Source organism: Paraflavitalea devenefica (assembly GCF_011759375.1).
GTDB classification, from domain to species: Bacteria; Bacteroidota; Bacteroidia; order Chitinophagales; family Chitinophagaceae; genus Paraflavitalea; species Paraflavitalea devenefica.
On the sequence record NZ_JAARML010000001.1, the window covers coordinates 239,398 to 262,032 of the forward strand.

Annotated in this window: 19 protein-coding genes; 7 read left to right on the forward strand and 12 right to left on the reverse strand. The window is 47.0% G+C overall.

All coding sequences use genetic code 11. The features are described from left to right. Positions 1–32 precede the first annotated feature (32 nt). The 4 genes from HB364_RS00910 (at position 33) to HB364_RS00925 (ending at position 6,517) form a co-directional block, all read left to right on the forward strand. Positions 33–4,376 carry a PKD domain-containing protein gene (locus tag HB364_RS00910; protein ID WP_167286018.1) on the forward strand — a complete coding sequence of 1,448 codons (4,344 nt, stop codon included), beginning with the start codon at positions 33–35 and terminating at the stop codon, positions 4,374–4,376. A gap of 38 nt (positions 4,377–4,414) precedes the next feature. Further along, positions 4,415–5,455: a PorP/SprF family type IX secretion system membrane protein gene (locus tag HB364_RS00915; protein WP_167286019.1), complete on the forward strand. Its 1,041-nt coding sequence runs from the start codon at positions 4,415–4,417 to the stop codon at positions 5,453–5,455. A 99-nt stretch (positions 5,456–5,554) separates the two neighbouring features. Further along, positions 5,555–6,025 (forward strand): peroxiredoxin, encoded by a 471-nt coding sequence (locus tag HB364_RS00920; protein ID WP_167286020.1) that lies wholly within the window; start codon positions 5,555–5,557, stop codon positions 6,023–6,025. A 147-nt stretch (positions 6,026–6,172) separates the two neighbouring features. Beyond that, entirely contained in the window at positions 6,173–6,517 is a 345-nt protein-coding gene (locus tag HB364_RS00925) for a T9SS type A sorting domain-containing protein (protein WP_167286021.1), read from the forward strand. A gap of 52 nt (positions 6,518–6,569) precedes the next feature. Here the strand turns inward: HB364_RS00925 and HB364_RS00930 are convergent, their stop codons facing one another. Next, positions 6,570–7,742 carry a class I SAM-dependent rRNA methyltransferase gene (locus HB364_RS00930; protein ID WP_167286022.1) on the reverse strand — a complete coding sequence of 391 codons (1,173 nt, stop codon included), beginning with the start codon at positions 7,740–7,742 and terminating at the stop codon, positions 6,570–6,572. 212 nt (positions 7,743–7,954) lie between these two features. On the opposite strand from HB364_RS00930, the gene HB364_RS00935 reads away from it, so the two are divergent. Both HB364_RS00935 and dnaJ read left to right on the forward strand, forming a co-directional pair. Next, complete coding sequence (locus tag HB364_RS00935; RefSeq protein ID WP_167286023.1) at positions 7,955–8,512, forward strand: nucleotide exchange factor GrpE; 558 nt, start codon at positions 7,955–7,957, stop codon at positions 8,510–8,512. Positions 8,513–8,526: 14 nt separating this feature from the next. Further along, entirely contained in the window at positions 8,527–9,687 is a 1,161-nt protein-coding gene (gene dnaJ, locus HB364_RS00940; RefSeq protein ID WP_167286024.1) for a molecular chaperone DnaJ, read from the forward strand. 143 nt (positions 9,688–9,830) lie between these two features. Here dnaJ and HB364_RS00945 read toward each other — a convergent pair whose 3' ends face one another. The 6 genes from HB364_RS00945 to HB364_RS00970 all read right to left on the reverse strand — a co-directional run bounded on the left by HB364_RS00945 (position 9,831) and on the right by HB364_RS00970 (position 16,478). Further along, complete coding sequence (locus HB364_RS00945) at positions 9,831–11,588, reverse strand: vWA domain-containing protein (RefSeq protein WP_167286025.1); 1,758 nt, start codon at positions 11,586–11,588, stop codon at positions 9,831–9,833. Positions 11,589–11,653: 65 nt separating this feature from the next. After that, positions 11,654–12,190, reverse strand: a complete 537-nt coding sequence (gene hpt / locus HB364_RS00950; RefSeq protein WP_167286026.1) for a hypoxanthine phosphoribosyltransferase — start codon at positions 12,188–12,190, stop codon at positions 11,654–11,656. A gap of 3 nt (positions 12,191–12,193) precedes the next feature. Continuing rightward, a complete protein-coding gene (locus tag HB364_RS00955) occupies positions 12,194–13,432 on the reverse strand; it encodes a glucosaminidase domain-containing protein (protein WP_167286027.1) in 1,239 nt (412 codons plus the stop codon). 5 nt (positions 13,433–13,437) lie between these two features. After that, positions 13,438–14,076 carry an O-methyltransferase gene (locus tag HB364_RS00960; RefSeq protein ID WP_167286028.1) on the reverse strand — a complete coding sequence of 213 codons (639 nt, stop codon included), beginning with the start codon at positions 14,074–14,076 and terminating at the stop codon, positions 13,438–13,440. Positions 14,077–14,179: 103 nt separating this feature from the next. Next, on the reverse strand, positions 14,180–14,878 hold the full coding sequence (locus HB364_RS00965) for an LOG family protein (RefSeq protein ID WP_167286029.1): 699 nt from the start codon (positions 14,876–14,878) through the stop codon (positions 14,180–14,182). Between the two features lie 142 nt (positions 14,879–15,020). Further along, the gene (locus tag HB364_RS00970; RefSeq protein WP_167286030.1) at positions 15,021–16,478 is read right to left on the reverse strand and encodes a sodium:solute symporter; all 1,458 of its coding nucleotides are present in this window, start codon (positions 16,476–16,478) and stop codon (positions 15,021–15,023) included. A gap of 183 nt (positions 16,479–16,661) precedes the next feature. Here HB364_RS00970 and HB364_RS00975 point away from each other — a divergent pair, with 183 nt between their 5' ends. Beyond that, a complete protein-coding gene (locus HB364_RS00975) occupies positions 16,662–17,201 on the forward strand; it encodes an LOG family protein (protein WP_167286031.1) in 540 nt (179 codons plus the stop codon). Here the strand turns inward: HB364_RS00975 and HB364_RS00980 are convergent, their stop codons facing one another. From HB364_RS00980 to HB364_RS01000, 5 genes are all read right to left on the reverse strand, one after another. Then, complete coding sequence (locus HB364_RS00980; protein ID WP_167286032.1) at positions 17,202–17,774, reverse strand: hypothetical protein; 573 nt, start codon at positions 17,772–17,774, stop codon at positions 17,202–17,204. Positions 17,775–17,889: 115 nt separating this feature from the next. Continuing rightward, positions 17,890–19,305: an FAD-binding oxidoreductase gene (locus HB364_RS00985; protein WP_167286033.1), complete on the reverse strand. Its 1,416-nt coding sequence runs from the start codon at positions 19,303–19,305 to the stop codon at positions 17,890–17,892. 172 nt (positions 19,306–19,477) lie between these two features. After that, positions 19,478–19,987 carry a hypothetical protein gene (locus HB364_RS00990; RefSeq protein WP_167286034.1) on the reverse strand — a complete coding sequence of 170 codons (510 nt, stop codon included), beginning with the start codon at positions 19,985–19,987 and terminating at the stop codon, positions 19,478–19,480. A gap of 222 nt (positions 19,988–20,209) precedes the next feature. After that, positions 20,210–20,782, reverse strand: a complete 573-nt coding sequence (locus tag HB364_RS00995; RefSeq protein WP_167286035.1) for an RNA polymerase sigma factor — start codon at positions 20,780–20,782, stop codon at positions 20,210–20,212. Between the two features lie 210 nt (positions 20,783–20,992). Continuing rightward, positions 20,993–22,597: a hypothetical protein gene (locus tag HB364_RS01000; RefSeq protein ID WP_167286036.1), complete on the reverse strand. Its 1,605-nt coding sequence runs from the start codon at positions 22,595–22,597 to the stop codon at positions 20,993–20,995. Positions 22,598–22,635: the final 38 nt, after the last annotated feature.

Here is a 22,635-nt window from a genome sequence, read left to right on the forward strand (position 1 = left end):
AAAATATCTCTGTAAACCACAAACATCGCAACTTGACAAAAAAGCTGCTAGTAATACTACTATTGCTTATTGGGATCCAATCGGCACGGGCACAGGCGCCCGTAGCTGAGTTCACTGCCAATACTGTGGCAGGCTGCGCACCACTTACCGTTGCTTTCAAAGACCTTTCTACCGGTAATCCCATCTTCTGGAACTGGGATTTTGGCGGTGGCAACCTCTCCAACCTGCAAAATCCTGTTATAACATTCAGCACACCGGGCGTTTACAACATTACCCTGGTGGTACGGAATGCCGACGGCACCAATGGCATTACCAAGAACAATTATATTGTAGTAAACCCTTCTCCCCAGGCAAGTTTTACTGCCAATTACACTACGGGTTGCGTGCCCTCTACCATACAATTCACGGACCGGAGTCTTCCTGTTGCTGGTAATATTGTATCCTGGAACTGGGATTTTGGCGATGGCACTACTTCTACACAACAGCATCCTTCTCATCAGTATACCGCTACCGGTTTTTACACAGTAACCCTAAGAATAGTTAGCAGTACAGGCTGCCAGTCAGTAGTTTCCATTGGCCGCTATATCCGTATTGTGCCTGGTGTAATACCCGACTTTGATTTTGCCACACCGGTTACCTGCCGCCCGCCCTTTAACGTTAACTTTACCAACCTTACCAGCGGGCCGGGCAATATTACCTACCAATGGAATTTTGGTAATAGTACAAGTTCCACACAGGAAAACCCTACCGCCACTTATGGCGCTGCCGCCACTTATACGGTTACTTTGAATGCCACCAGTGAGTATGGTTGTTCGGGCAGCATCCAAAAACCCATTACCATTAATGGTACCGGTACTTCCTTTACAAGCCCGGATACGGTATGCCTGAATACAACAGTAAGTTTTCAGAATACTTCTTCACCTGCGCCATTAAGCAGTACCTGGGATTTTGGGAACGGGCTACAATCCAACAACCTGCATGATACCAGTAGCTATGCTACACCGGGTAACTATACGGTCAAGTTGATCAATGTTTATGCTACTTGCACCGACTCTTTATCAAGGCCCCTGGTAGTGATGGATAAACCAGTGGTTGATTTTACAGCGCCGGTCACAACAGCCTGTAGAGCGCCATTAACGGTCAACTTCCAGGATGCCTCGCCCGACGCGGTGGCCTGGCAATGGGATTTTGGCGATGGCAACACTTCCACCCAACGCAATCCGGCGCATCCATATACTGCAGAAGGCCAGTTTGATGTTACCTTAACCATTACTTCGCGGTTAGGCTGTACCAATACTATTACCAAACCGGCTTTTGTACGCATTATTAAGCCCACTATAGCTTTTGGCAATGCGCCTACCGGTGGTTGTATCCCTTATACCTTTACACCCACTGCCAATGCGAATGCCATTGATGGGGTGGCCACTTATTTCTGGGAGTATGGTGATGGCTTTACGGCTACCACCACCGTTCCAACCGGACCTTCCCATATTTATCCGGCAGCCGGGTCCTATACGATTAAACTTACCATTACTACTACAGGCGGTTGTACGGAATCTGTTGAACTCATTAATGGTATACGTACCGGTACGCCACCGGTGGCTAATTTTACCGTTGCCCCAACAGATGCCTGCGCATCGGATGCTATCCAGTTTACCGATCTGTCAACAGCTACACCCGGCGTAGATGAATGGCAATGGGATTTTGGAGATGGTACCACATCCAACCAGCAAAATCCTGCTCACACGTATACCGACAGCGGCTACTTTTCTGTAAGGCTCAGGGCCTACAATAATAAATGTGCGACCACTTCGGCCATCCAGGTGGTTCATATTAAGCCCCCGATTGCCAGTTTTACCTACCTGGTCAATTGCGCCAACGGCATGCAGGTTAGCTTTACCAACCAGTCGAAGGTAAATCCTGCTGTGTATGGACCGGAAACCTATGCCTGGGATTTTGGGGATGGCAGTACGTCTACCGCAGCCAATCCCGGACCACATACTTATGCAGCCCTCGGAACTTATACTGTTACCCTCACGGTATCTACCGCTACTTGTTCCCATACATATACACAACCGATCAAACTGGTAGGCGAGAAAGCTGATTTCAGCCTGAGTGATGCCAGTATTTGTAAAAATGAATCTTTTACTGCCACGGTTATCAATAGCAATGCGGCCAATATCAATCGATATGAATGGTCAATAGGCGGCGGTCCTTTTACCGTAGGAGGGCCAACCATCGATAGTAGTTTTGCCAATGCAGGTACCTATGCTGTTGCGCTACGCATTACTGATATCAATGGATGTGCAGATACGAAAACCGTTCCTGCTGCCATTACCGTTACAGGCCCAACTGCTAATTTTACGCCGGTTCAACAGGGAGGATGCAGCAATACCAATATCACCTTCAACGATCTGTCTACCGCTACTGCAGGTATTAAGAGCTGGACCTTTGATTTCGGTGATGGCAATAGCCAAACATTTACAGCGCCTCCCTTTACGCATACCTATGCCGATACCGGCAGGTTCGTGGTGAAGATGACGGTGACAGATAACAACAATTGTCCGGATACTTATACATCCACCGACACGATTGTGATCAGTAAGCCGGTAGCAGGTTTTACGGCTGACTTCACGACCATTTGTCCCAATACCGACCTGCCCTTTAAAGATACTTCCTCCGGCAACGGCTTAACCTGGTCCTGGGACTTTGGTGATGGCAATACTTCAACGGCCCAGTCGCCGATACACCGGTACAACGCCACCAGCGGTACTTTCACGGTAAAGCTGGTGATCACCGATGCGGTGGGCTGTAAGGACTCTGCTACAAAAGCCGGTTATATCACCGTGAAGAAGCCATTCCCGGCTTTTGATGTACGGGATACCAGTTCCATTTGCACGTTGCTGGAAACCAAATTCACCTTCAAGGGAACAGACTATGAGTCTTTTTACTGGGATTTTGGCGATGGAAGCACCTCTACCCTGCCCAACCCCAACCACTTTTATAATACTTATGGATCGTATGAGGCCAAGTTATACGTAATAGGATATGGAGGTTGTCTTGACTCTGTAAGTGACACCATTAATGTATACAATCCGTACACCACTACCGAGATGAATTATAGTCCGCTCACCAGTTGTAACGCTTTGATGGTAGACTTTTCGCTGGTTACGCCGCCTTCCACACGCTTTACTTTTTATTATGGAGATGGAGGGTTGGACAACTCCCAAAATAAAGTATTCCAGCATTTTTATAAGCAACCTGGTTTCTATCCACCATCCATGTTATTACAGGATAGCCTGGGCTGCCAGGTAATGGTAGGCGGCCCCAGTACGATCCGGGTGATCGGGGCTTTACCGTTGTTTGGTGTAGACAAGAAGAACTTCTGTGATGTGGGTACGGTTAATTTTACCAATTATACCATCGGTAATGACCCGGTAGTAACACGGGTCTGGGACTTTGATGACGGTACCACTACATCAGACCCTGATCCTACCCACACGTTTACCCAACCAGGCACGTATGTGGTAAAACATACGGTAACCACACAAACCGGGTGCACCAATACTATTACAGATACCATCAGGATATATGGCACACCACATCCGTTGATCGTTGGTGATACTGTAGCCTGTATCAATGAAGTACTGGCATTACAGGGAACACTCACCGTGCCGGATACCGCTATTACCTGGTCCTGGAACCTGGGCAGCAATGGCCAGTCATCCGATCAAAATACTGCTGTAAAATATGGGCAAACGGGTACCTATACCGTGTCGCTGGAAACCACTAATAAGCTGGGCTGTAAAGACAATACCTCAAAGAATATTTATGTGCCACCCACACCTGTGATAACGATTAATGGCAATACCACCATACCCGTGGGCACGGGCCTCACCATACCGGTAAGCTATAGTCCCAATGTGGCTACTTACATGTGGACACCTCCTAAAAACCTGAGTTGCACGGATTGTCCCACGCCTTATGCCGATCCAAAGTTTACCACCACCTACAAGGTACAGGTAGAAGATATCTATGGCTGTTCTGCCAGCCAGGATATCACGCTCACCGTAATATGCAATACCGAGAATTATTTTGTTCCCAATACCTTCTCTCCCAATGGCGACGGGCAGAACGATGTATTTATGCCCAGGGGCAGGAGTATAGACCGTGTGAACAGGATGCAGATCTTTAACCGCTGGGGGCAACTGGTATATGAAAAGCACAATTTCATGGTCAATGATGCCAGTGCAGGCTGGAATGGGACCTATAAGGGGAAACCCGCAAACGCGGATGTGTATATTTATGTAATAGAATTTGTTTGCGATAATGCTTCCGTTGTCCCGTATAAGGGCAACGTAACTTTGCTGAGATAATGATGAATCCGATACTATACCATATAAAACCGGGTATTATGAAAAACAGCAGGCGATGGATGCAGTATTCCATTATAGGAATATTGATGTGTACCATGACCATCACGCAAGCCCAGGATATCCATTTCTCCCAGTTCTTTGAAGCGCCGCTGCTCCGTAACCCTTCACTGGCGGGTATTTTTACCGGCGATATCAGGGTACAGGGTGTATACCGGGACCAATGGAACAGTTTTACCAACGCCTACCGTACCGGCTCCCTGAATGGAGAATATAAGATGCCGGTGGGCAAGGGAGATGATTTTATGACAGTGGGCGGGCAGGTGCTTTTTGACAAAGCCGGCACCGTAGGTTTAACCACCGTTCATTTATTACCTGCCTTGAACTATCATAAATCCCTGAGCAATGAAAAATCCATGTACCTGAGCCTGGGTTTTATGGGAGGCATGGTACGCAAGAGCATTGATATGTCTAAAATGACTACCGATAACCAATACGGCGGTGGTGGTTATGACCCTTCGGCGCCCACCGGTGAATATTTCACGGCGCCCAATTTTACTTCCTGGGATGCCAGCGTGGGGATGAGTTTTAATACCTCTTTTGGGGAAGACCAGGAAAACAGTATGTTCCTGGGCGCTGCTTACCATCACCTGAACCGGCCCAAGAACTCTTTTTACCGCAATGCCACTATTGAACTGAACCCCAAGTATGTTTTCTCTGCCGGGATCACTTTCGGGGTGGATGAATATTCCTATTTTATTATTCAGGCCGATCATTCCACGCAGGGCTCCTTTGCAGAAACGATTGGTGGCGCCCTGTATTCCTATAAACTGGGCGGCGATCCTGTAGACCCGTTGTATACCATCCATGCAGGGGCTTTCCTGCGCTGGAAGGATGCCCTGATACCTGTTATCAAACTGGACCGTTACCCGCTCTCCGTGGCCCTCAGCTATGACGTGAATGTATCGCAGCTAAAAACTGCCAGCCAGGGACGCGGAGGCATTGAATTATCGGTATCCTGGATCAGTTTTCTTGACCGGGATAATACCAGCCGGGACAAGGTACTGTGCCCCAAATTTTAATTTTTACGCAGTTCATTTATTAAATGTGTGGTTTCACTGACTGATTGTAACAAATAACCGGCTGGCATGTTATTTTTGTTACACTCTAAAATCAATGATATGAAAATTGAAGCCGGACAAAAAGCCCCCGATTTTTCCCTGTATGATTCTGACAAGAATAAGGTAACGCTGACTGACTATAAGGGTAAGAATGTGTTATTGCTGTTCTTCCCACAGGCATTTACCGGTGTTTGCACCAAAGAGCTGTGCAGCATCCGGGATAATATTGCTCTATACAATAATGTCAATGCACAGGTATTGGGCATCAGCGTGGACTCTGTTTTCACCCTGGCCAAATACAAGGATGAACAGCAACTGAATTTCCCTTTATTGAGCGATTTCAACAAGGAAGTATCCAGGGCCTATGGGGCATTGTATGATACCTTTGTGTTTGATATGAAGGGCGTGTCGAAACGTTCGGCTTTTGTAATTGATGAGGCAGGTATTGTGCAGTATGCTGAAGTATTGGAAAATGCGGGTGATTTGCCCAATTTTGAAGCTATTGAGGCAGCATTGGCTGTAACCAATTGATTTATATCAACAGAACGATGTTAACATAATTTTAAAACTTCCGGGGACTGGGTAGAATCCCTTATTCCCCGGATTTTTTCAATAAATGAGTTGTAACTTTAGTTAAAAGGGAATATCTTGGATTTAAACCGTAAAATATTATCCTGCATGAGGATTTTTTACACACTGTCCATCATCCTTTTATTATCAATCGAGGTCAAAAGCCAGGAGCGCACCACGCCTACCCCGGCCGGAGATCCTGTGACTAAAATCATCCGTTTTTACCCTAACCCCGCTACCTCCTTCATAACCTTTGATTTTCAGCGCGGTTACGATAAGTCCTACACACTGCAAATCTTTAATTTACCGGGCAAAAAAGTGCATGAAGTCACTGATATTACGCCCAAAACCGTGGTTAGCCTCACCGATTTCTTCCGGGGCATTTACATCTTCCAGCTCCGTGACAAGGCCGGCAGGCTGATAGAAGCCGGCAAATTCCAGGTTTCCAAATAATCAATGCAAGGCTGAACCCATCGAAACCCTTCGACAGGCTCAGGGTGACAAATTACAGCACCTGTACAATCAGGAACTTCAGGTAATGGGTATTTTCCCATCCCCATATAATCGGGTGATCGGCAGCCTGGGTCTGGAAAGTGACCTGTCTTAGTTTCCGGCGGGCGTCTTTGGCAGCCATCTGAATGATTTCCAGGAACATAGCGGAAGGCACCAGGTTGGTACAACTGGAGGTGACCAGGAATCCGCCGGGTTTTACCAGCTTCATACCGCGCAGGTTGATCTCCTTATAACCGGTAATGGCTTTCTGTATATTGTCCCTGGTCTTCGTAAAGGACGGAGGATCAAGCATTACCACATCGTATTGACGGTCTTCTTTTGCCCATACTTTCAATACATCAAAGGCATTGACACATTCAAAACGGCAGATCTTGTCATACCCGTTGAGTTCGGCATTGCGGTTAGCCTGGGCCACAGCGCTGGCCGAAATATCAAGGCCTAATACAGATTTAGCGCCATAATGGGCGGCATGTATTTCAAAAGTGCCGGTATAGGTAAAGGCGCCCAAAACATCGGCCCCCTTTACAATATGTTGAATAGCGCGGCGGTTGTCCTGCTGGTCCAGGAAATAACCGGTTTTTTGCCCGTTTTCTATGTCGACGTAGAATTGCAGTCCATTCTCCCGTATAATGATCTTGGTTTCAAAGGGAGCCGACAGCAAGCCTTTTTGCTGGGTCAATCCTTCCAGTTCCCGTACCGGCACATCATTGCGTTCGTAGATCCCCTTGGGTTTGAATATTTTCTCCAAAGCCTTTACAATGGCTGGTTTCCATACATCTATGCCGAGGGCAAGTGTCTGGATAACAAAGTAGTCATTGAATTTGTCAATGATGAGCTGTGGCAGGCCATCTGCCTCTCCAAAGATGAGCCGGCAGTTTTCCACGTATCCCAATTGCTGCCGGTATTGCCAGGCTTGCAGGAGTTTCTGGTAGAAAAAATCATCATTGACCGTTTCTTGTTTGTCGCGGGTAAGGATACGGACAGGTATCTGGGATTGAGGATTGAGGTATCCTTTACCGATAAATTTTTTATCATGCGTAAAAACTTCCACCACATCGCCGGGCTTTGCATCACCATCTATGAGGTTTACTTCATTACCAAAGATCCAGGGATGACCATTTAGCACGCGCGGACTGATCTTCTTTTTGAGAATCACGGTTGTCATAAGGCGCAAATGTAAGCAGTTTCGTATTTCTGACACCTGACTTTCAATTTCCCTGCCTTTTTGACCTTATTGACCGAATGGCAAAATAATTGCGCCAGATGGCTTTGCTGATCAAAACTTGTATTTTTACGGTTTGGCATCCCGGCGGCCCTGTGAAGCCGGGAAAAGCCGCCAATATTGCAGTATAAAACGAGAAAAATACGGATACACCTATGACAGAAAATGAATCTTTTAGCCAGGACAATGGCAACACCATTGACATCAATACAGACGAGAGCGTGAGCGGTAGCACCCACCTGAATGAGCCCGTGGCCAATGAAGATGAGATAGAGAAGCTGAAGGCAGAAGTGCAGGAGTTGAAGGACAAGTACCTGCGCCAGGTGGCCGAGTTCGACAATTTCAGGAAAAGAACTGCCAAAGAAAGGCTGGAGCTGATACAAACAGCCGGTAAGGATGTGATCGTTCCCCTGCTGGAAGTGCTGGATGATTGCGATCGTGCCGAAAAGCAATTGCAAACGAGCAATGACGCAGCCGCCATCAAGGAAGGGGTTCAACTAGTATTCACCAAACTGCGCAATAGCCTTCAGGCGAAGGGGGTTAAACCCATGCCAAGCATCGGTACTGATTTCGATCCGGACCGCCATGAAGCGATCACAGAAATACCAGCCGCTACAAAAGAGATGCAAGGAAAAGTGGTGGATGAGGTAGAAAAAGGGTATTACCTGAATGATAAGATCATCCGGTTTGCCAAAGTAGTGGTAGGTAAATAATTCAAAATTGTACAATGTCTAAAAGAGATTATTACGAAGTATTGGGCGTAGCAAAAGGCTCCTCGCCGGATGAGATCAAAAAAGCTTACCGTAAGGTGGCTATGCAGTATCACCCCGACCGTAATCCGGGCGACAAAGCTGCCGAGGAAAAGTTCAAGGAAGCGGCGGAAGCCTATGAGGTACTGAGCGATACAGATAAGCGGGCACAATATGACCGCTTTGGCCATGCCGGCTTAAGTGGCAATGGCCGTGGTGGTTTTGGCGGCGGACAGAATATGGAAGATATCTTCAGCCAGTTTGGAGATATTTTCGGAGATGATATTTTCGGCAATTTCTTTGGTGGCGGAGGCAGAAGAGGCGGCGGCGGACAGCGCCCCCGTGGCGTGCGGGGCAGTAACCTGCGCATTAAGCTCAAGCTGAATTATGAAGAGATTGCACGTGGCTGTACGAAACAGATCAAGGTTAAGAAGTATGTAACCTGTACCACCTGTAGCGGAAGTGGCGCCAAGGATAAGAACAGCGTGCAGACCTGCGCTACCTGTGGCGGCAACGGCCAGGTACGTAAGGTGACGAATACTTTCCTGGGGCAGATGCAAACAGTGACCACCTGTCCTACCTGTAATGGGGAAGGCACTACAGTGACCGCTAAATGTACTGCCTGTAAAGGTGAGGGAAGGGTATACAGTGAAGAAACAGTAACCATTGATATCCCGGCCGGCGTACAGGAAGGCATGCAACTGAGCGTTGGTGGCAGGGGTAATGCCGGCGAACGCGGCGGCCCTCCCGGCGACCTGATCATCCTGATCGAAGAGGAACAACACAAGGAACTGCACCGTGATGGGCTGAATGTAGCTTATGAGCTGCACCTCTCCTTCCCGGACGCAGCTTTTGGCACCAATGCCGAAGTGCCCACTATTGACGGCCGCGCCAAGATCAAGATCCCGGCAGGCACACAAAGTGGTAAGATCTTCCGGTTAAAAGGAAAGGGTTTTCCCGGTGTAAATTCCTATGAGAAGGGGGATCAACTGATTTATATCAATGTGTGGACTCCCCAGCACATGACTGCAGAAGAAAGGGCTATGCTGGAAAAGCTGAATAATTCACCCAACTTCAAACCACAACCGGATAAGTCGGACAAGAACTTCTTTGATAAAGTAAGAGAAATGTTCTCGTAGTGTTCCGCGTTTAGTGTTTCGGGTTTAGCGTTGCTACCGCGATTTATGCAGCAAGCCAAACAGTAACAACTGAATTATTTAATATTTAATTAGCTTGTTACACAAAAAGAACCCGAAACACTAAACTCCAAACCCGAAACTCTTTATTGCTTTTTCTTCCTTTTATTGCCGTAGATCTTTTTGGCTTTTATGATCATACTGATGAATTCAGTTTGTATGGCATCCTGTGAGTTATGGGATTCATCGGCCAGGATAGCTGCGTCATTCCAGGTTACGGCACGTATGTACTGGGAGTTTTTGAGCAGTCCTGCAAACATGGATACAGAGGTAGCAAACCGGTAACACTCGGGCAGGTCCTGAAATTCTGTATACGTAGCAGGCACTGTATAGGAAGTGATCCTCCCTATTGAATCGCCGGGCAGTTTATAGTTCATAGATACCTGGGCCAGCCCATCTTTTGCATATCCCCAGTCATTCAGTGACTGATTGAACGACACCAGTTCAAACATGGCCAACAAAGAATGCCCTGATCCTACCTCACCACCTTCCACTTCATTTAATGAATCGGCCAGCGCATTTACTTTATTGTCAAAACCAATTAGCCGGTATTCTTTTATAACGGAGGGATTGAACCGCACGTTCAAAAATGCATCGTCTGCTACTGTATACAGCGTTTGTGTAAGTTCTTTCACCAATACCTTTTCGGCTTCTTTCTCATTGTCGAGGTAAGCAAAATTACCATTGCCTTTCTTAGCCAGTATTTCCAGTTTGGAATCTTTATAATTGCCCATTCCCACGCCCAGACAGGTAAGGTAAATACCCGACTGCTGATGCTGGGTAATCATTTTTTCCAGTTCGTCTTCCGATGTTTGTCCCACATTGAAATCACCATCTGTGGCCAGGATCACCCGGTTGTTACCGCCTTTGATGTATTGGCTTTTAGCCAGCCTGTAAGCAGTACGTATGCCGCTTTCACCAGGCGTGGAACCGCCGGGATAGAGTTCTTCAATAGATTTCCGGATCTTGTCTTTTTCCTTACCGGAAGTAGGCGTTAACCACACACCTACAGTACTGCCATATACAACAATAGAGACCGTATCTTTCTCCCGCAGGTTATCAACCAGTAATTTGAAAGCCGATTTTAAGAGGGGCAGGCGGTTGGGCATGTCCATAGAGCCCGACACATCTACCAGGAATACCAGGTTGGTAGGGGGTATTTTATCGGGATCAATTTTCCGTGCACTGGCATGCAGGAACAGGAGATGGCTCCGGGGATTCCAGGGACAATCGGACAGCCAGGATTTAAAGCCGAAAATGCTGTCGGGTGGCGGCGCTGTATAATCGAAACTGAAATAGTTCAACAGTTCTTCAACACGTACTGCATCGGGAGGCACCTGGGTATTCATGCCCAGGAAACGCCGGATATTGCTATAAGAAGCCTTATCAGTATGGATGGCGCACCCTGTTTCGGGATATTTCCTGGCGGGTACAAACTCATTTTCCACCAATGAGCTGTAGGTTTCACCGGCAATGGTACGGTTGGTACGGTCAGCAGGATTCAGGTTCCGGGTAAAAGACACCAGCCTGTTCCGTTGCAGGTTGGAAGAAGAATAGAGCATTTTCAGGACTACCGGCTGGAATTTTGTCGCTTCGAGCTTCAAACAAACGGGCTGATAGCCTTCGAGGGAGATGGTCGCAGAATCGGTTTGCCGGGACGACAGGATGCCAAAGGAGCCGCTGCTGCCGGAATAGTAAATGTACCGGGTGGAATGCAATAATATTTTGGCGTTGGATAATACGTTCTGCTTTTCATCCCTGACCTCTCCACGCAGGTAATATTGTGCAAAGGCCGGTGAAACGGTTATCAGTAAAAAGGATATGGCAGCGGCAATTTTCAACAAGGGGTCATTTTGAAATCGTGAATAAGAGCAAACGCCATTCTTCACAAACGACAGACCATCAATACTTATTCTACCAACTTATATATTTCCCGGATATTTCTTCCAAGACCATCATAATCCAGCCCATAGCCCACTACAAACTTGTTGGGAATGGAAAATCCGAGATAGTCAATGGGTATCGGGAAAACAGTTGCCTCCGGTTTATGTAACAAGGCCACGATTTTCATAGAGGCGGGTTGCTGGTGGTGCAACTGGGGCAGGAATTCACTCAGGGTTTTGCCTGTATCAACGATATCTTCTACAATGACCACATCTCTTCCAAAAAGATCTGTATCCAGGCCAATGGCAGTGATCACCTGTCCGCTTGATTTAGTGCCTTTGTAGGATGCCAGTTTAATAAAACAGATCTCGGCATCCATAGTCAACTCTTTAAACAGATCTGCCGCAAATATGAAAGAGCCATTGAGTATGGCTATAAACAAAGGTTTTTTGCCGGCATAATCTTTATCCAGTTGCTTCGCCAATACTTTTATGCGGTCATTAATCTCATTGGCAGTCAGATATGGTTCAAACTGTTTATCATGTACGCGAATTGTGCTCATAGATCAGTTTTTGTAAATGATCAGCTCCTGTCCAATCTTCAGTTCATAACCAGCCATTTTATTCCACTCTTTTAGTTGCTCTACGGTGATGCTGTATTTCCGGGCTATGCTATACAGTGTTTCTTTTGTTTGCACGGTATGGGTAATATAAGCAGCCGACGCCATATCGGTGGTACGGGGTGCAGGCGACTGTACCTGCGTCTGCGCCTGTGGCGCTACTTCGCTGGCGAGCCGGGGCCTTGCGGGCGCTTTTTCCTGCAGGTACAATGCCTCTCCTGTAGCAGGTATATCCTGTCCCTGCAAATGATTATAGTGCAATAATGATTCGAACCGGAGACCTTCTGACTGACAAATATCGTACAAGGATTCACCGGCCTGAACAATGTGCTTTTCACTGGCGCCCATTTTCCGCTTGCGCTGCAGGAACAATAGCTGGCCGGCAGTGAGCACATCTTCGCTGCGGAGGTCATTGAAGTCCATTAAGCGTCTTAATGAAACATCGTATTGCTGCGCTACAGCCAGTAATGCGGTACCGGCTTTGGCATAAACAACTTTGGTATTGTTGATGGTGAACTGACCTTCGGGCCAGGTAACCTTAGGGGTTTCTTTCACTTCTTCTTCCACGGCCTCAAACGGAGCAATGACAATGGGGCCGGTCAGCGTATTTTCGCCTGTAGCCGGCTTTTTGGGATTACCGGCCAGTATCTCATCCTGCGGCGCCAGTTTGCCCAGGGCAATTAATGAATACTGCTGCAGGTTATAATCTTCTATCAGCTTGATCAGTATCTGTGAATATTTGATGTTGGTAGCATAACCGGCTTTTTTCAGTCCATAGGCCCAGCCTTTATAGTCGGTAGGATCCAACTGAAACAGGAAGGCATAACGCTGGCTGTTTTTGAGGAAATTGGAATGGTCCATGTAGGAATCGGCGGCAGCAGTATAACTGCGGAAACATTCGCCGCGGGCATCATCATCATGGAACACTTTTTCGCCGGTCCAGGTACTTTTACACTTAATGCCAAAATGGTTATTGGACCTGAGCACGAGGTCCGATTTACCGGCCATGGTTTCATGAATACCCTGTGCCAGCTTAATGGAAGCGGGAACACCGGTACGCACCATTTCCTGTATAGCCAGTTCCTTATAAAGGTTGATATACCCGTAAATATCTTCGTTTTTCTGAGCCTTTACACACAGGGATGCCAATAATGGTAATACGATCAATAAACGTTTTAATGGCATTGACTTTATTTTTTTCGGATCAACAGTAAACCATCACGGATGGTGAGCAGTACCTGGTCTACGCGTTCGTCCTGCTGCACCCGTTCATTAAATGCCTGGATGGCGATTGCGTTCTTACCGGTGACGGGCTGTTCGAGCACCTGTCCGTGAAATAATACATTATCAGCCAATATAACCCCTCCTTGCTTTACTCCCGGCAATACCAGCTCATAATAGTCGGTATAACCTACCTTATCGGCGTCAATGAATACCAGGTCCCAGGTTTCTTTCAGGGTAGGAATGATCTCTAACGCATTTCCTATGTGCAAAATTATCTTTTCAGGGGCATTTGACCTATCGAAATTTGCCTGGGCAACAGCCGCATCTTCCGGGCGTAACTCAATGGTATGCAAAAGGCCATCTTTTTGCAAACCTTTAACAAGGCAGAGGGCGCTGTACCCGGTAAAGGTGCCGATTTCGAGGATCCGCTTTGGCTGCAACAGGGTGCTGATCATTGCGAGGAACCTGCCCTGAACATGCCCGCTGAGCATGTGTGCCTGCGGATGGGAAGCATAGGTTTGGGCAGCTACCTGCTTCAGCAGCTCATCTTCCGGGGAAGTAAAGCAATCTGCATAGGATTGTACTAATGGGGAAATGATGTCCATCCGGACAAAAATACGGATACAAGTCGGAAAAATCAGGAAGTGAAAGGTATCCGTTCAACCCAACGTGTTGGTCTTTCGGACTTTCGGGCTACCGGACTTGCTTCTAAAAGTTAGGCTGCAGGGGATGTTTGGTATAGAATTGTAGAACATGCTCCACCACTTCTTCCGGCGTATCGGCAATCTTCAGCAGTTCCAGATCGGTAGCGGAGATGTTATTGGCCTTCTGCAGCATGGTTTCCTGCATCCAGTCTACCAGGCCGCCCCAATATTGCGATCCCAGCAGGATGAGGGGAACAGGCGACATTTTACCCGTTTGGATAAGGGTAGCCACTTCAAAAAACTCATCCATGGTGCCAAAACCACCAGGCATCATGACAAAACCCTGGGAATATTTGGTGAACATGACCTTACGCACGAAGAAGTAATCGAAATTAAGATTGGCATCACGGTCAATATACGGATTGGCATGCTGCTCAAAAGGGAGTTCAATGTTCAGTCCTACAGACTTACCACCTCCCAACTGAGCGCCTTTATTGGCCGCTTCCATGATGCCAGGCCCGCCGCCGGAGATAATACCAAAGCCTTCTTCGGCCAGCTTGCGGGCCACATCTACGGTGAGCTCATAGTAGGCATGGCCGGGCTGGGTACGGGCAGAGCCAAAAATGGAGATACAGGGGCCGATTTTTGCCAATACTTCAAAGCCGTCTACAAATTCAGCCATTATTTTAAAGATCTGCCAACTTGAGTGTGCTTTTGATTCTGACCAGCGACGTTGTTTGGAGATTTTAATCGTTCCATTCATACACTAATATTTAGAGGTTGAGACCCCACTTGCTGGTTCGTGGGGACACGAACCAGGGGAGACTACAATGCCATCCGCCTGAAGTGGATGGCATTGTGTGGTTACCCACTTATATGCTTAACGGATGAATGCAGGAATTAGTTTATGCGGTGGCTGGTTTTTTTGAAATGATTAATAGCCCGGTGAAGGTGAGCAAACCATTAATGATCAGCAGTTCAAGACCGATCTCAAAGGAACCCAATAGCTGCTTTTGGTATTTATCGAGTATATAGCAGATGACGGGCGCCAATACACAGATAATGGGAACAAATTTATCCTCCACCACCCTTTTGGTAAGGATACCGAAACTGAATAAGCCCAGTAACGGACCATAGGTGTAACCAGCCACTTTTAAGATCACGGTGATCATGCTATCATTATTAATCCACCGGAATACCATTACAAACAGCAGGAAAATAACGGCAAAGGAGAGGTGTACCCGTTGGCGGATCTTTTTCTTCTGTGCTTCGTTCCAGTCTTTATTGCGCTGCAAGCCAACTAAATCAATACAAAAGGAAGAGGTCAGGGCCGTAATAGCGCCATCGGCACTGGGAAACAGCGCAGAAATGAGCGCAATGATAAAAATGGCGGAGATTACCGGCGGCATGTGCTGCAAGGCAATGGTGGGGAATAAATTATCACCCTTGGCAGTTATACCTTCCTGCGCTGCAAACAGGTGTAATAAACCACCCAGCACAAGGAATAATAAAATCACCCCCAGCATGATGAGGGAAAGGGTAACCACATTTTTCTGTGCATCCTTCAGGGTTTTAACCGATATATTCTTTTGCATCATTTCCTGGTCCATGCCCGTCATGGTAATGGTGATGAAAGCGCCGGCGGCTATCTGTTTGAGAAAGAAGAAGCGGCTGCCGGGATCGGTAAAGAATATTTTTGAATATCCTTTATCGCCCATGGCCTGCAGGCTTTCTCCCAGGCTGATATTCATGGTTTTCAGGATGTAGACAACGCATATCACCAGCCCCAGCAACATACAGGTGGTTTGCAGGGTATCGGTATACACGATGGTCTTAACACCGCCCTCGTAAGTATACAGCAATATCATGATGAGGATGATGAGTGTAGTAAGCCAGAAAGGAATATTAAAGGGCTCATTGCCAAGGATGGCATCCTGCAGAATTTTTACCACGAGGTAAAGACGGGCGGTAGCTCCCAGCGTTCTTGACAATATGAAGAAAGAAGCGCCCGTTTTATAAGAGATAAATCCTAAACGGGAACTAAGGTAATTATAAATGGAAGTAAGGTTCAGCCGGTAATACAAAGGCAGTAATACATAGGCGATCACCAGGTACCCGATGAGATAACCCAGGGTGATCTGGAAATAAGCGAAAGAATCTTTACCTACTGCACCTGGCACGCTTACAAAAGTGACGCCGCTTAATGACGTTCCGATCATACCGAATGCCACAAGCATCCAGTTGGAATTACGGTTACCGATGAAGAAAGATTCATTGTTGGAGTTGCGGGAAGTAATATACGCTACCACCAACAGCAACAGGAAATAACCAATAACAAAAGACAACAGCAGTGTGGGAGACATTAGCTATGTATTAATTAACAAACATACAGCAGAAACGGGTCTGAAGGTAATAAAATTGTGATCAATTGCAGGCTTTCCGCTTATCTTAGCAAGGCTGAAGGCCTCCACAGCACTCACTTCCGGCGCATAAGCCTGTATGGGTGCAGGCTGCAGAGCACGGTATTAAAATTATCAAATCAATATATGAAGATAGAAGCGGTAGCGGTTTTCTGCGGATCAAAGACAGGCAATAACCCGATATTCAATGAGCATGCGGCAGAATTGGGCAAGCTGCTTGCCATGCTGGGGATAAAGCTGGTATATGGTGGTGGGAAGAAAGGGCTGATGGGTTCTATAGCAGATGCTGTATTGGCGCATGAAGGAAAGGCCATGGGTGTTATTCCCAAATTACTGATAGAATGGGAACACCAGCATGAAGGACTAACGGAACTGGCTATTGTACCCGATATGCATACCCGCAAACGGATGATGTATGAGATGTGTGATGCAGCCGTCATCTTACCCGGTGGCTTCGGCACACTGGATGAGTTGTTTGAAATGGTAACCTGGAATCAACTGAAGATACACGACAAAAAGATCTACATCCTTAATTCAGGCGGTTATTATAACCACCTCATCCACCACTTAAAACAAATGCAAAAAGAAGGCTTCCTGTATGAAACGGTGGAAGAAAGGATTATTGTATGCAATACACCGGTAGAGATCTTCAATATGATTGGCTAATTAAAACCCGATGTTATAACCAAAGTTGTAGAAAGCGCGGTTACCATACGGTGAACGGTCTTCCTGCAACAGGTCATACTGGATCATGATGATAAAAGCACCACGGCCAGCCGGGATGGCGGCTCCGGCGCCTCCCAACAAGGAGGGTACTATTTTCCCATCCAGCTTCAGATCGGGTGTACCATCATAAAATTTGAATTTGCCCCAGCTATAGTTCAGTTCAGGCTGTACCTGCAGGAAGAGGTATTCAATGGGATATACACGGCCAAAGATATTGAGACCGGCCACGCCATAATTTGATTTGTATTCCGGTACATAGTAGCGGTAACGGTAGCTGGAATAAATAAAGTTCACGCCAGCACCTGCCGCCAGGTAGGGGTTAAACCGGTAACCTATTTGCGGCGATACGTTGACAAGGGTGGAATTACTGCCAAAGCCCAGGCCAAAGTTCCCGCCAAAGAAAAGTTTGCTTTTATCAAAACCTTTGCGGGGTTCTTCTTCGTCCTGTGCCAGGGTGGTAAGGTGCAGGGTGGTAAGGAGGGTGATAGCTATCAACAGTGCTTTCCTGTTCATATGGATTGAATTTAGTAAAATAAAATAGCCCCTGCAAATATACAGGGGCTATCCTATTGACGGTAAAAGCAGGTGTTATTTAGGCTTTTTTTATGCCTGCTGCCTTTTCCCGGTATTAATCAAATATCTTCCCGGCATTCAGGATATTGTTGGGGTCGAAGGTTTTCTTGATACCCCGCATGAGCTGCAACTGGGACTCATTAAAGACAATGTCCATATAGTTTTTCTGCAGCAGCCCGATACCATGCTCACCACTGATGGTGCCACCTAATTCATGTACCAGTTTAAACAAGGCGCGTATGCCCTTGATGACTTCGGGATCGTCATTGCTGTTGGCAATACCTTCCTTTTTGATACGGATGTGCAGGTTACCATCGCCGGCATGGCCGTAACATACGGCCTGAAAGTTGTATTGAATACCCAATTCTTTTACACCCCGTATTAAGGCAGGCAACTCAGCACGTGGTACTACAGTATCCTCTTCAATGGTATAGCCATCTATTTTTACCGCTTCGGCCACCCGGCGGCGTAATTTCCATAGCTCTGCTTTCTGCTGTGCGTCATCGGCAAAATAGGGTTCGCCGGCATCATAGTTGGCCAGCAGGCTGCCAATGGTTTCCATTTCTACCATTAAGGTATCCAGGTGGTTGCCATCTACTTCAATGATAAGGTGGGCGGCCGTACCCTCGGTAACCGGCACTGCCGAGCTATCTACAAAGCGGCTCACGATGCGGAGGGCATCGATTTCCACCAGTTCGAGGGCACTGGGAGTAAACCCTGCGCGGAAGATAGCGCTTACTGCCTCACCAGCCTTTTCCAGCGACTGGAAAGGCACCAGCATCAACAGGTCGTATTTAGGCAGGGGAATGAGCTTTAAAACGATCTTCGTCACAATACCCAGGGTGCCTTCACTACCTACTACCAGTTGGGTGAGGTTATAGCCGGTGGAATTCTTTAGTACGTTGGCGCCTGTCCAGATCACATCGCCGTTGGGCAATACGAGCTCCAGGTTGAGCACATAATCTTTCACCACACCATATTTCACTGCCTTGGGGCCGCCGCTGTTCTCGGCAATATTGCCACCAATGAAGCAGGAGCCGCGGCTACTGGGATCGGGCGGGTAGAAAAGGCCTTTCTCCTTCACCGCATTCTGCAATACTTCTGTAATGACCCCGGGCTCGGTGATCACCTGCAGATTCCTTTCATCAATGGATAAAATGGAGTTCATGCGATCGGTGGAGATGAGCACACCGCCAAGATGCGGTAAGGCGCCCCCGCTTAAACCAGTACCGGCGCCGCGTGGGGTTACAGGTATTTTATGCTGGTTGCAGATTTTCATGATCGCACTTATCTCTTCTGTAGTACGCGGGCGGATTACTACTTCCGGAGGATATAATAAATGCTCTGTTTCATCATGTCCGTAATTGTTGAGGGACTCTTCATCCAGCAGTACAAAACCAGCCCCGGCAATTTGCCGGAATTGTTCAATGATCGCTGTTGTCAACTTCCCCTGAGTAGCCACTGTTTCCATGTTATGATTATATTGAAAAGGGCCTCAAAAGTCGGATAAATGCGGGAGAAGAAAAAGCCCCGGACAGAAAATATCATTAACCGGTTGATTTTGTGGACTAAAGAGAGATTATCCGGCAGCAGACTGCGTTTCTTTGCACTCCGGCGCCCTCCGGGGCAGGATGATTACAGGATTATCCTGCATATTCATACAGGGTATAGAGCCGCTGGTCCTGGATGGCTGTTTTACGAAAACCTGCCTTTTGAGCTAACTCATGATACAGCACATCTATATTAGGAATCTCCCAGAAAATCTTATTCGCCTTCAACCGGGTAAAAAGATAATGGGTGTAATGACCCAGCAGGCTGAACAGTACCGTTTTCTTATTCAGTATTAATGGATTTAACTGCAACTGCTGGATGCTGTATTCGCCTGGCTGTAAAGTATAGGCTGTTTTTAAGCGGGTGAAGGCAGCAGCATACACAGTAAGCAGGCTAACACGTTCATGGTTGTTAATGACTCCGGTTATAATTGTTATTTCCGCACTGCCTTTTGTTGTTTGTAATAATAAGGCCAAACTGGCATTGGTTTCCTGCACCATCCATAATAACAGCCATGGAAAATCTTCTTCACATAATGGATGCAAAGAAATCCGGTCACTGCCGGGAGGGCCGTTTTGCGGATCGTTTATTGCCTGGTTCATAAAAATCTACACCTGTAAGGGCTTGTTTTCAAGCCCGGTCAGTTTTCAGCCATAATAAAGGGAGGATTGGGGGCAGTGTCAGTGCGGGTACACGTATTAACCAAATATACCAATGAAATCCAGGAAAACCCAGTTTAGCGCTGGTCCTTTTACGGAAGTAGCCTAAAAAAATGATGTTCTGTGCGGGAAAAAATGATGCAAACGGTAAAGATTTGACTAAACTCAATTAAGGGAGGAGGTTATAACAGCTCTCTTTGACAGTACGGTACGCAATGACCTCACCGCTTTGGCCTTATGAACCCTCACGGTTTTTACGGGAATGCCTAACTGGGCAGCCACGTCTTTTATAGTCATCTTATTATAAAAAAGCAGTTTGAACACTTCTGCGGATTGGGCGGTCAATTTGTTGATGCCCTCGTATAGCGCCACTAACATGTCTGTGGTAAAAAGGACCGGTGTACCATCCTTTTTCGTTTGTACGAGATCGGACAGGGAAAGCAACTCTTTTTTGGATGGCCGCTCCAGGTCTATGCAACTCAAATAATCATAACAGGCATTACGCACGGTAACTAGCAGGAAAGCTTTGATATCAGCCGGCGTTTTAAAGTTCGTGCGCATGGCTATTAACTTGATAAAGGTATTGACTACCATTTCTTCCGCTTCCTGCTGGTCATTGATCAGTTGTACTGCATACTGCACCATGGAAGAATAATGTTCCCGGAAGATGACCTCAATCGCCCCCGGGTCATTTTGATGAAAAGCCGGCATTAGATTGTTATCAAAGGTTGTACTCATTGTTACAGGGTTTTGACCGAATTACGGAAGTCTTACAACCATCAATAGCCAGTGGGGGATTGCCGGCCATTAAACGATACGATAAAAAAGGTTAGGATAAAGCCTGGTTTGGCAGGAAGATGATTGGATGTATGGGAAATCAACTCCAGCAAAAATACACCCTAAAATAAGCAAATCACAATCATTAACATAATCTGCCTCAAATTCTAATTATTCTATGACCATGATCTTAGCCTGGGCATCGGGAAGTACTTTTTTGCGCGGCTCATATATTTTAAGCAGGGAATCAATGTACACGGTGCCTTGCGGCTGGTAATGGGTAGCTTCCGTATAGATGTACACGCGGCCCCCATTGCCCAGGCAATCGTTTACAGCTTTGTCAATAGCCGGTTTTAGGGAATCAACAGCAGGGGCTTCATATACGGGTATATCGGTAAAATAGCGGAAGAAGTCTTTAAGTTGCCAGGCATCCTGCAGGAGTATGATGTCCTTATCCTTACGGGCGGCTGCTTTTACTTGTTGTATTTTGGTGTAGTACTGGTCGTTATTGAGGTCCTGCATCCACCGAACACTTCCAAAGAAATTGATTGTGAATAACATAAGACTGATAGCAGCCACAATGAACACAGGTTTTACAGGCCCCCATCCTTTAAAAGGCGGCAGGCCCTGCCCCCCATATTGAAGAGCGCCCAGCAGCAGCAGCCATACCAGTACAACCTGGAATATCCAGAATTCCAGGATTTCCGGCATCCAGAAGGTAAAAAAGGCGGAATAGATAATGCCCGCAATCATCAGGGGCGTAACCACCTTACCTGCTGCAGTGCTGATGGTTTTATACCGCCGGACGAAACGGATGACCAGCCATAGCATGATAATGCCCAATACCACACAAAGGAAGGTCAGGAAAACGGCCAGGGAATGGGATATATGACGGGCCAGGTACATTTCATCACCCAGGGAATGGGTAGACAGGGATCTGCTTAAATATTTTTCTACAGGAGGGAGGCGAAACACAAAATGACCGCCGATAAAAGCATGCGAATACCCCGTGGCAACCAGTAAAGGCGTTTTACTGTTAAGAGGCTTCCAGTGTGCTTCCTGTTGTGCATATCCTTCCAGCCAGTTGGTCCATTGGGTGAGGCTATTGTGTCCCTCCAGTACCCACCCTATCAGGAAATAGGTACCACCTACCAGCACAATACCTGTTAGCGCATATTGCAGCAAAGATGGCAGGAATGGAACGTTTTTGCGTTGCTGCCATAGTTTATACAGTATTACTACCGTGAATAAGGCATGTACCTGGTGAAAGAGAATGGCCAGCACATGCAGCAAAGCCACCTTCCACACATCGCCCTTCTGCCAGTTTTCCCTGGTAAGGATATACAGGGCCAGTAGCAAAAGAAATATCGGCGGCGCATATACTTCAATATTGACGCTGTAGAACCAGGGGCCGAAGGAAAAGGCAATAACGGTGAGGCTTATGACCGACTGCCATACCGGTATGCGAAAGCGGTTCCGGAAAAAATTATATACTACTACCATGGTACCACTCCCCCACAGGGCAGTAAAAATCTCTACCAGGTAATAGTCCTTAACACCGGGCAACAGGGCCTGGCTGAAAACGAGCCAGTAATGCGCAATAAAATGGTATAGCAGGTGATGCGGATGAAAAGGATCTTTATTGGTGATGATGCCATTCAGGTAACCAATGGAGTCATGGGGACCTGAAAAGTTGGCCGCCAATGTACACAGGAAGAATATAAGTGATCCGGCAAAAACAAACAGTTGCTCCGGAACTTTCGGACGCCGATTCATTAATACGGTTTAAGTGAGCTATTGGCTTGTCAGCCTTT

Coding starts and splice junctions, on each gene's coding strand:
- HB364_RS00930 (WP_167286022.1), bottom strand. CDS start 7,742: ATGACAACCGTGATTCTCAAAAAGAAGATCAGTCCGCGCGTGCTAAAT.
- HB364_RS00975 (WP_167286031.1), top strand. CDS start 16,662: ATGAAGATAGAAGCGGTAGCGGTTTTCTGCGGATCAAAGACAGGCAAT.
- dnaJ (WP_167286024.1), top strand. CDS start 8,527: ATGTCTAAAAGAGATTATTACGAAGTATTGGGCGTAGCAAAAGGCTCC.
- HB364_RS00960 (WP_167286028.1), bottom strand. CDS start 14,076: ATGGACATCATTTCCCCATTAGTACAATCCTATGCAGATTGCTTTACT.
- HB364_RS00985 (WP_167286033.1), bottom strand. CDS start 19,305: ATGGAAACAGTGGCTACTCAGGGGAAGTTGACAACAGCGATCATTGAA.
- HB364_RS00915 (WP_167286019.1), top strand. CDS start 4,415: ATGAAAAACAGCAGGCGATGGATGCAGTATTCCATTATAGGAATATTG.
- HB364_RS00995 (WP_167286035.1), bottom strand. CDS start 20,782: ATGAGTACAACCTTTGATAACAATCTAATGCCGGCTTTTCATCAAAAT.
- HB364_RS00955 (WP_167286027.1), bottom strand. CDS start 13,432: ATGCCATTAAAACGTTTATTGATCGTATTACCATTATTGGCATCCCTG.
- HB364_RS00965 (WP_167286029.1), bottom strand. CDS start 14,878: ATGAATGGAACGATTAAAATCTCCAAACAACGTCGCTGGTCAGAATCA.
- HB364_RS00925 (WP_167286021.1), top strand. CDS start 6,173: ATGAGGATTTTTTACACACTGTCCATCATCCTTTTATTATCAATCGAG.
- HB364_RS00980 (WP_167286032.1), bottom strand. CDS start 17,774: ATGAACAGGAAAGCACTGTTGATAGCTATCACCCTCCTTACCACCCTG.
- HB364_RS00990 (WP_167286034.1), bottom strand. CDS start 19,987: ATGAACCAGGCAATAAACGATCCGCAAAACGGCCCTCCCGGCAGTGAC.
- hpt (WP_167286026.1), bottom strand. CDS start 12,190: ATGAGCACAATTCGCGTACATGATAAACAGTTTGAACCATATCTGACT.
- HB364_RS00920 (WP_167286020.1), top strand. CDS start 5,555: ATGAAAATTGAAGCCGGACAAAAAGCCCCCGATTTTTCCCTGTATGAT.
- HB364_RS00935 (WP_167286023.1), top strand. CDS start 7,955: ATGACAGAAAATGAATCTTTTAGCCAGGACAATGGCAACACCATTGAC.
- HB364_RS00970 (WP_167286030.1), bottom strand. CDS start 16,478: ATGTCTCCCACACTGCTGTTGTCTTTTGTTATTGGTTATTTCCTGTTG.
- HB364_RS01000 (WP_167286036.1), bottom strand. CDS start 22,597: ATGAATCGGCGTCCGAAAGTTCCGGAGCAACTGTTTGTTTTTGCCGGA.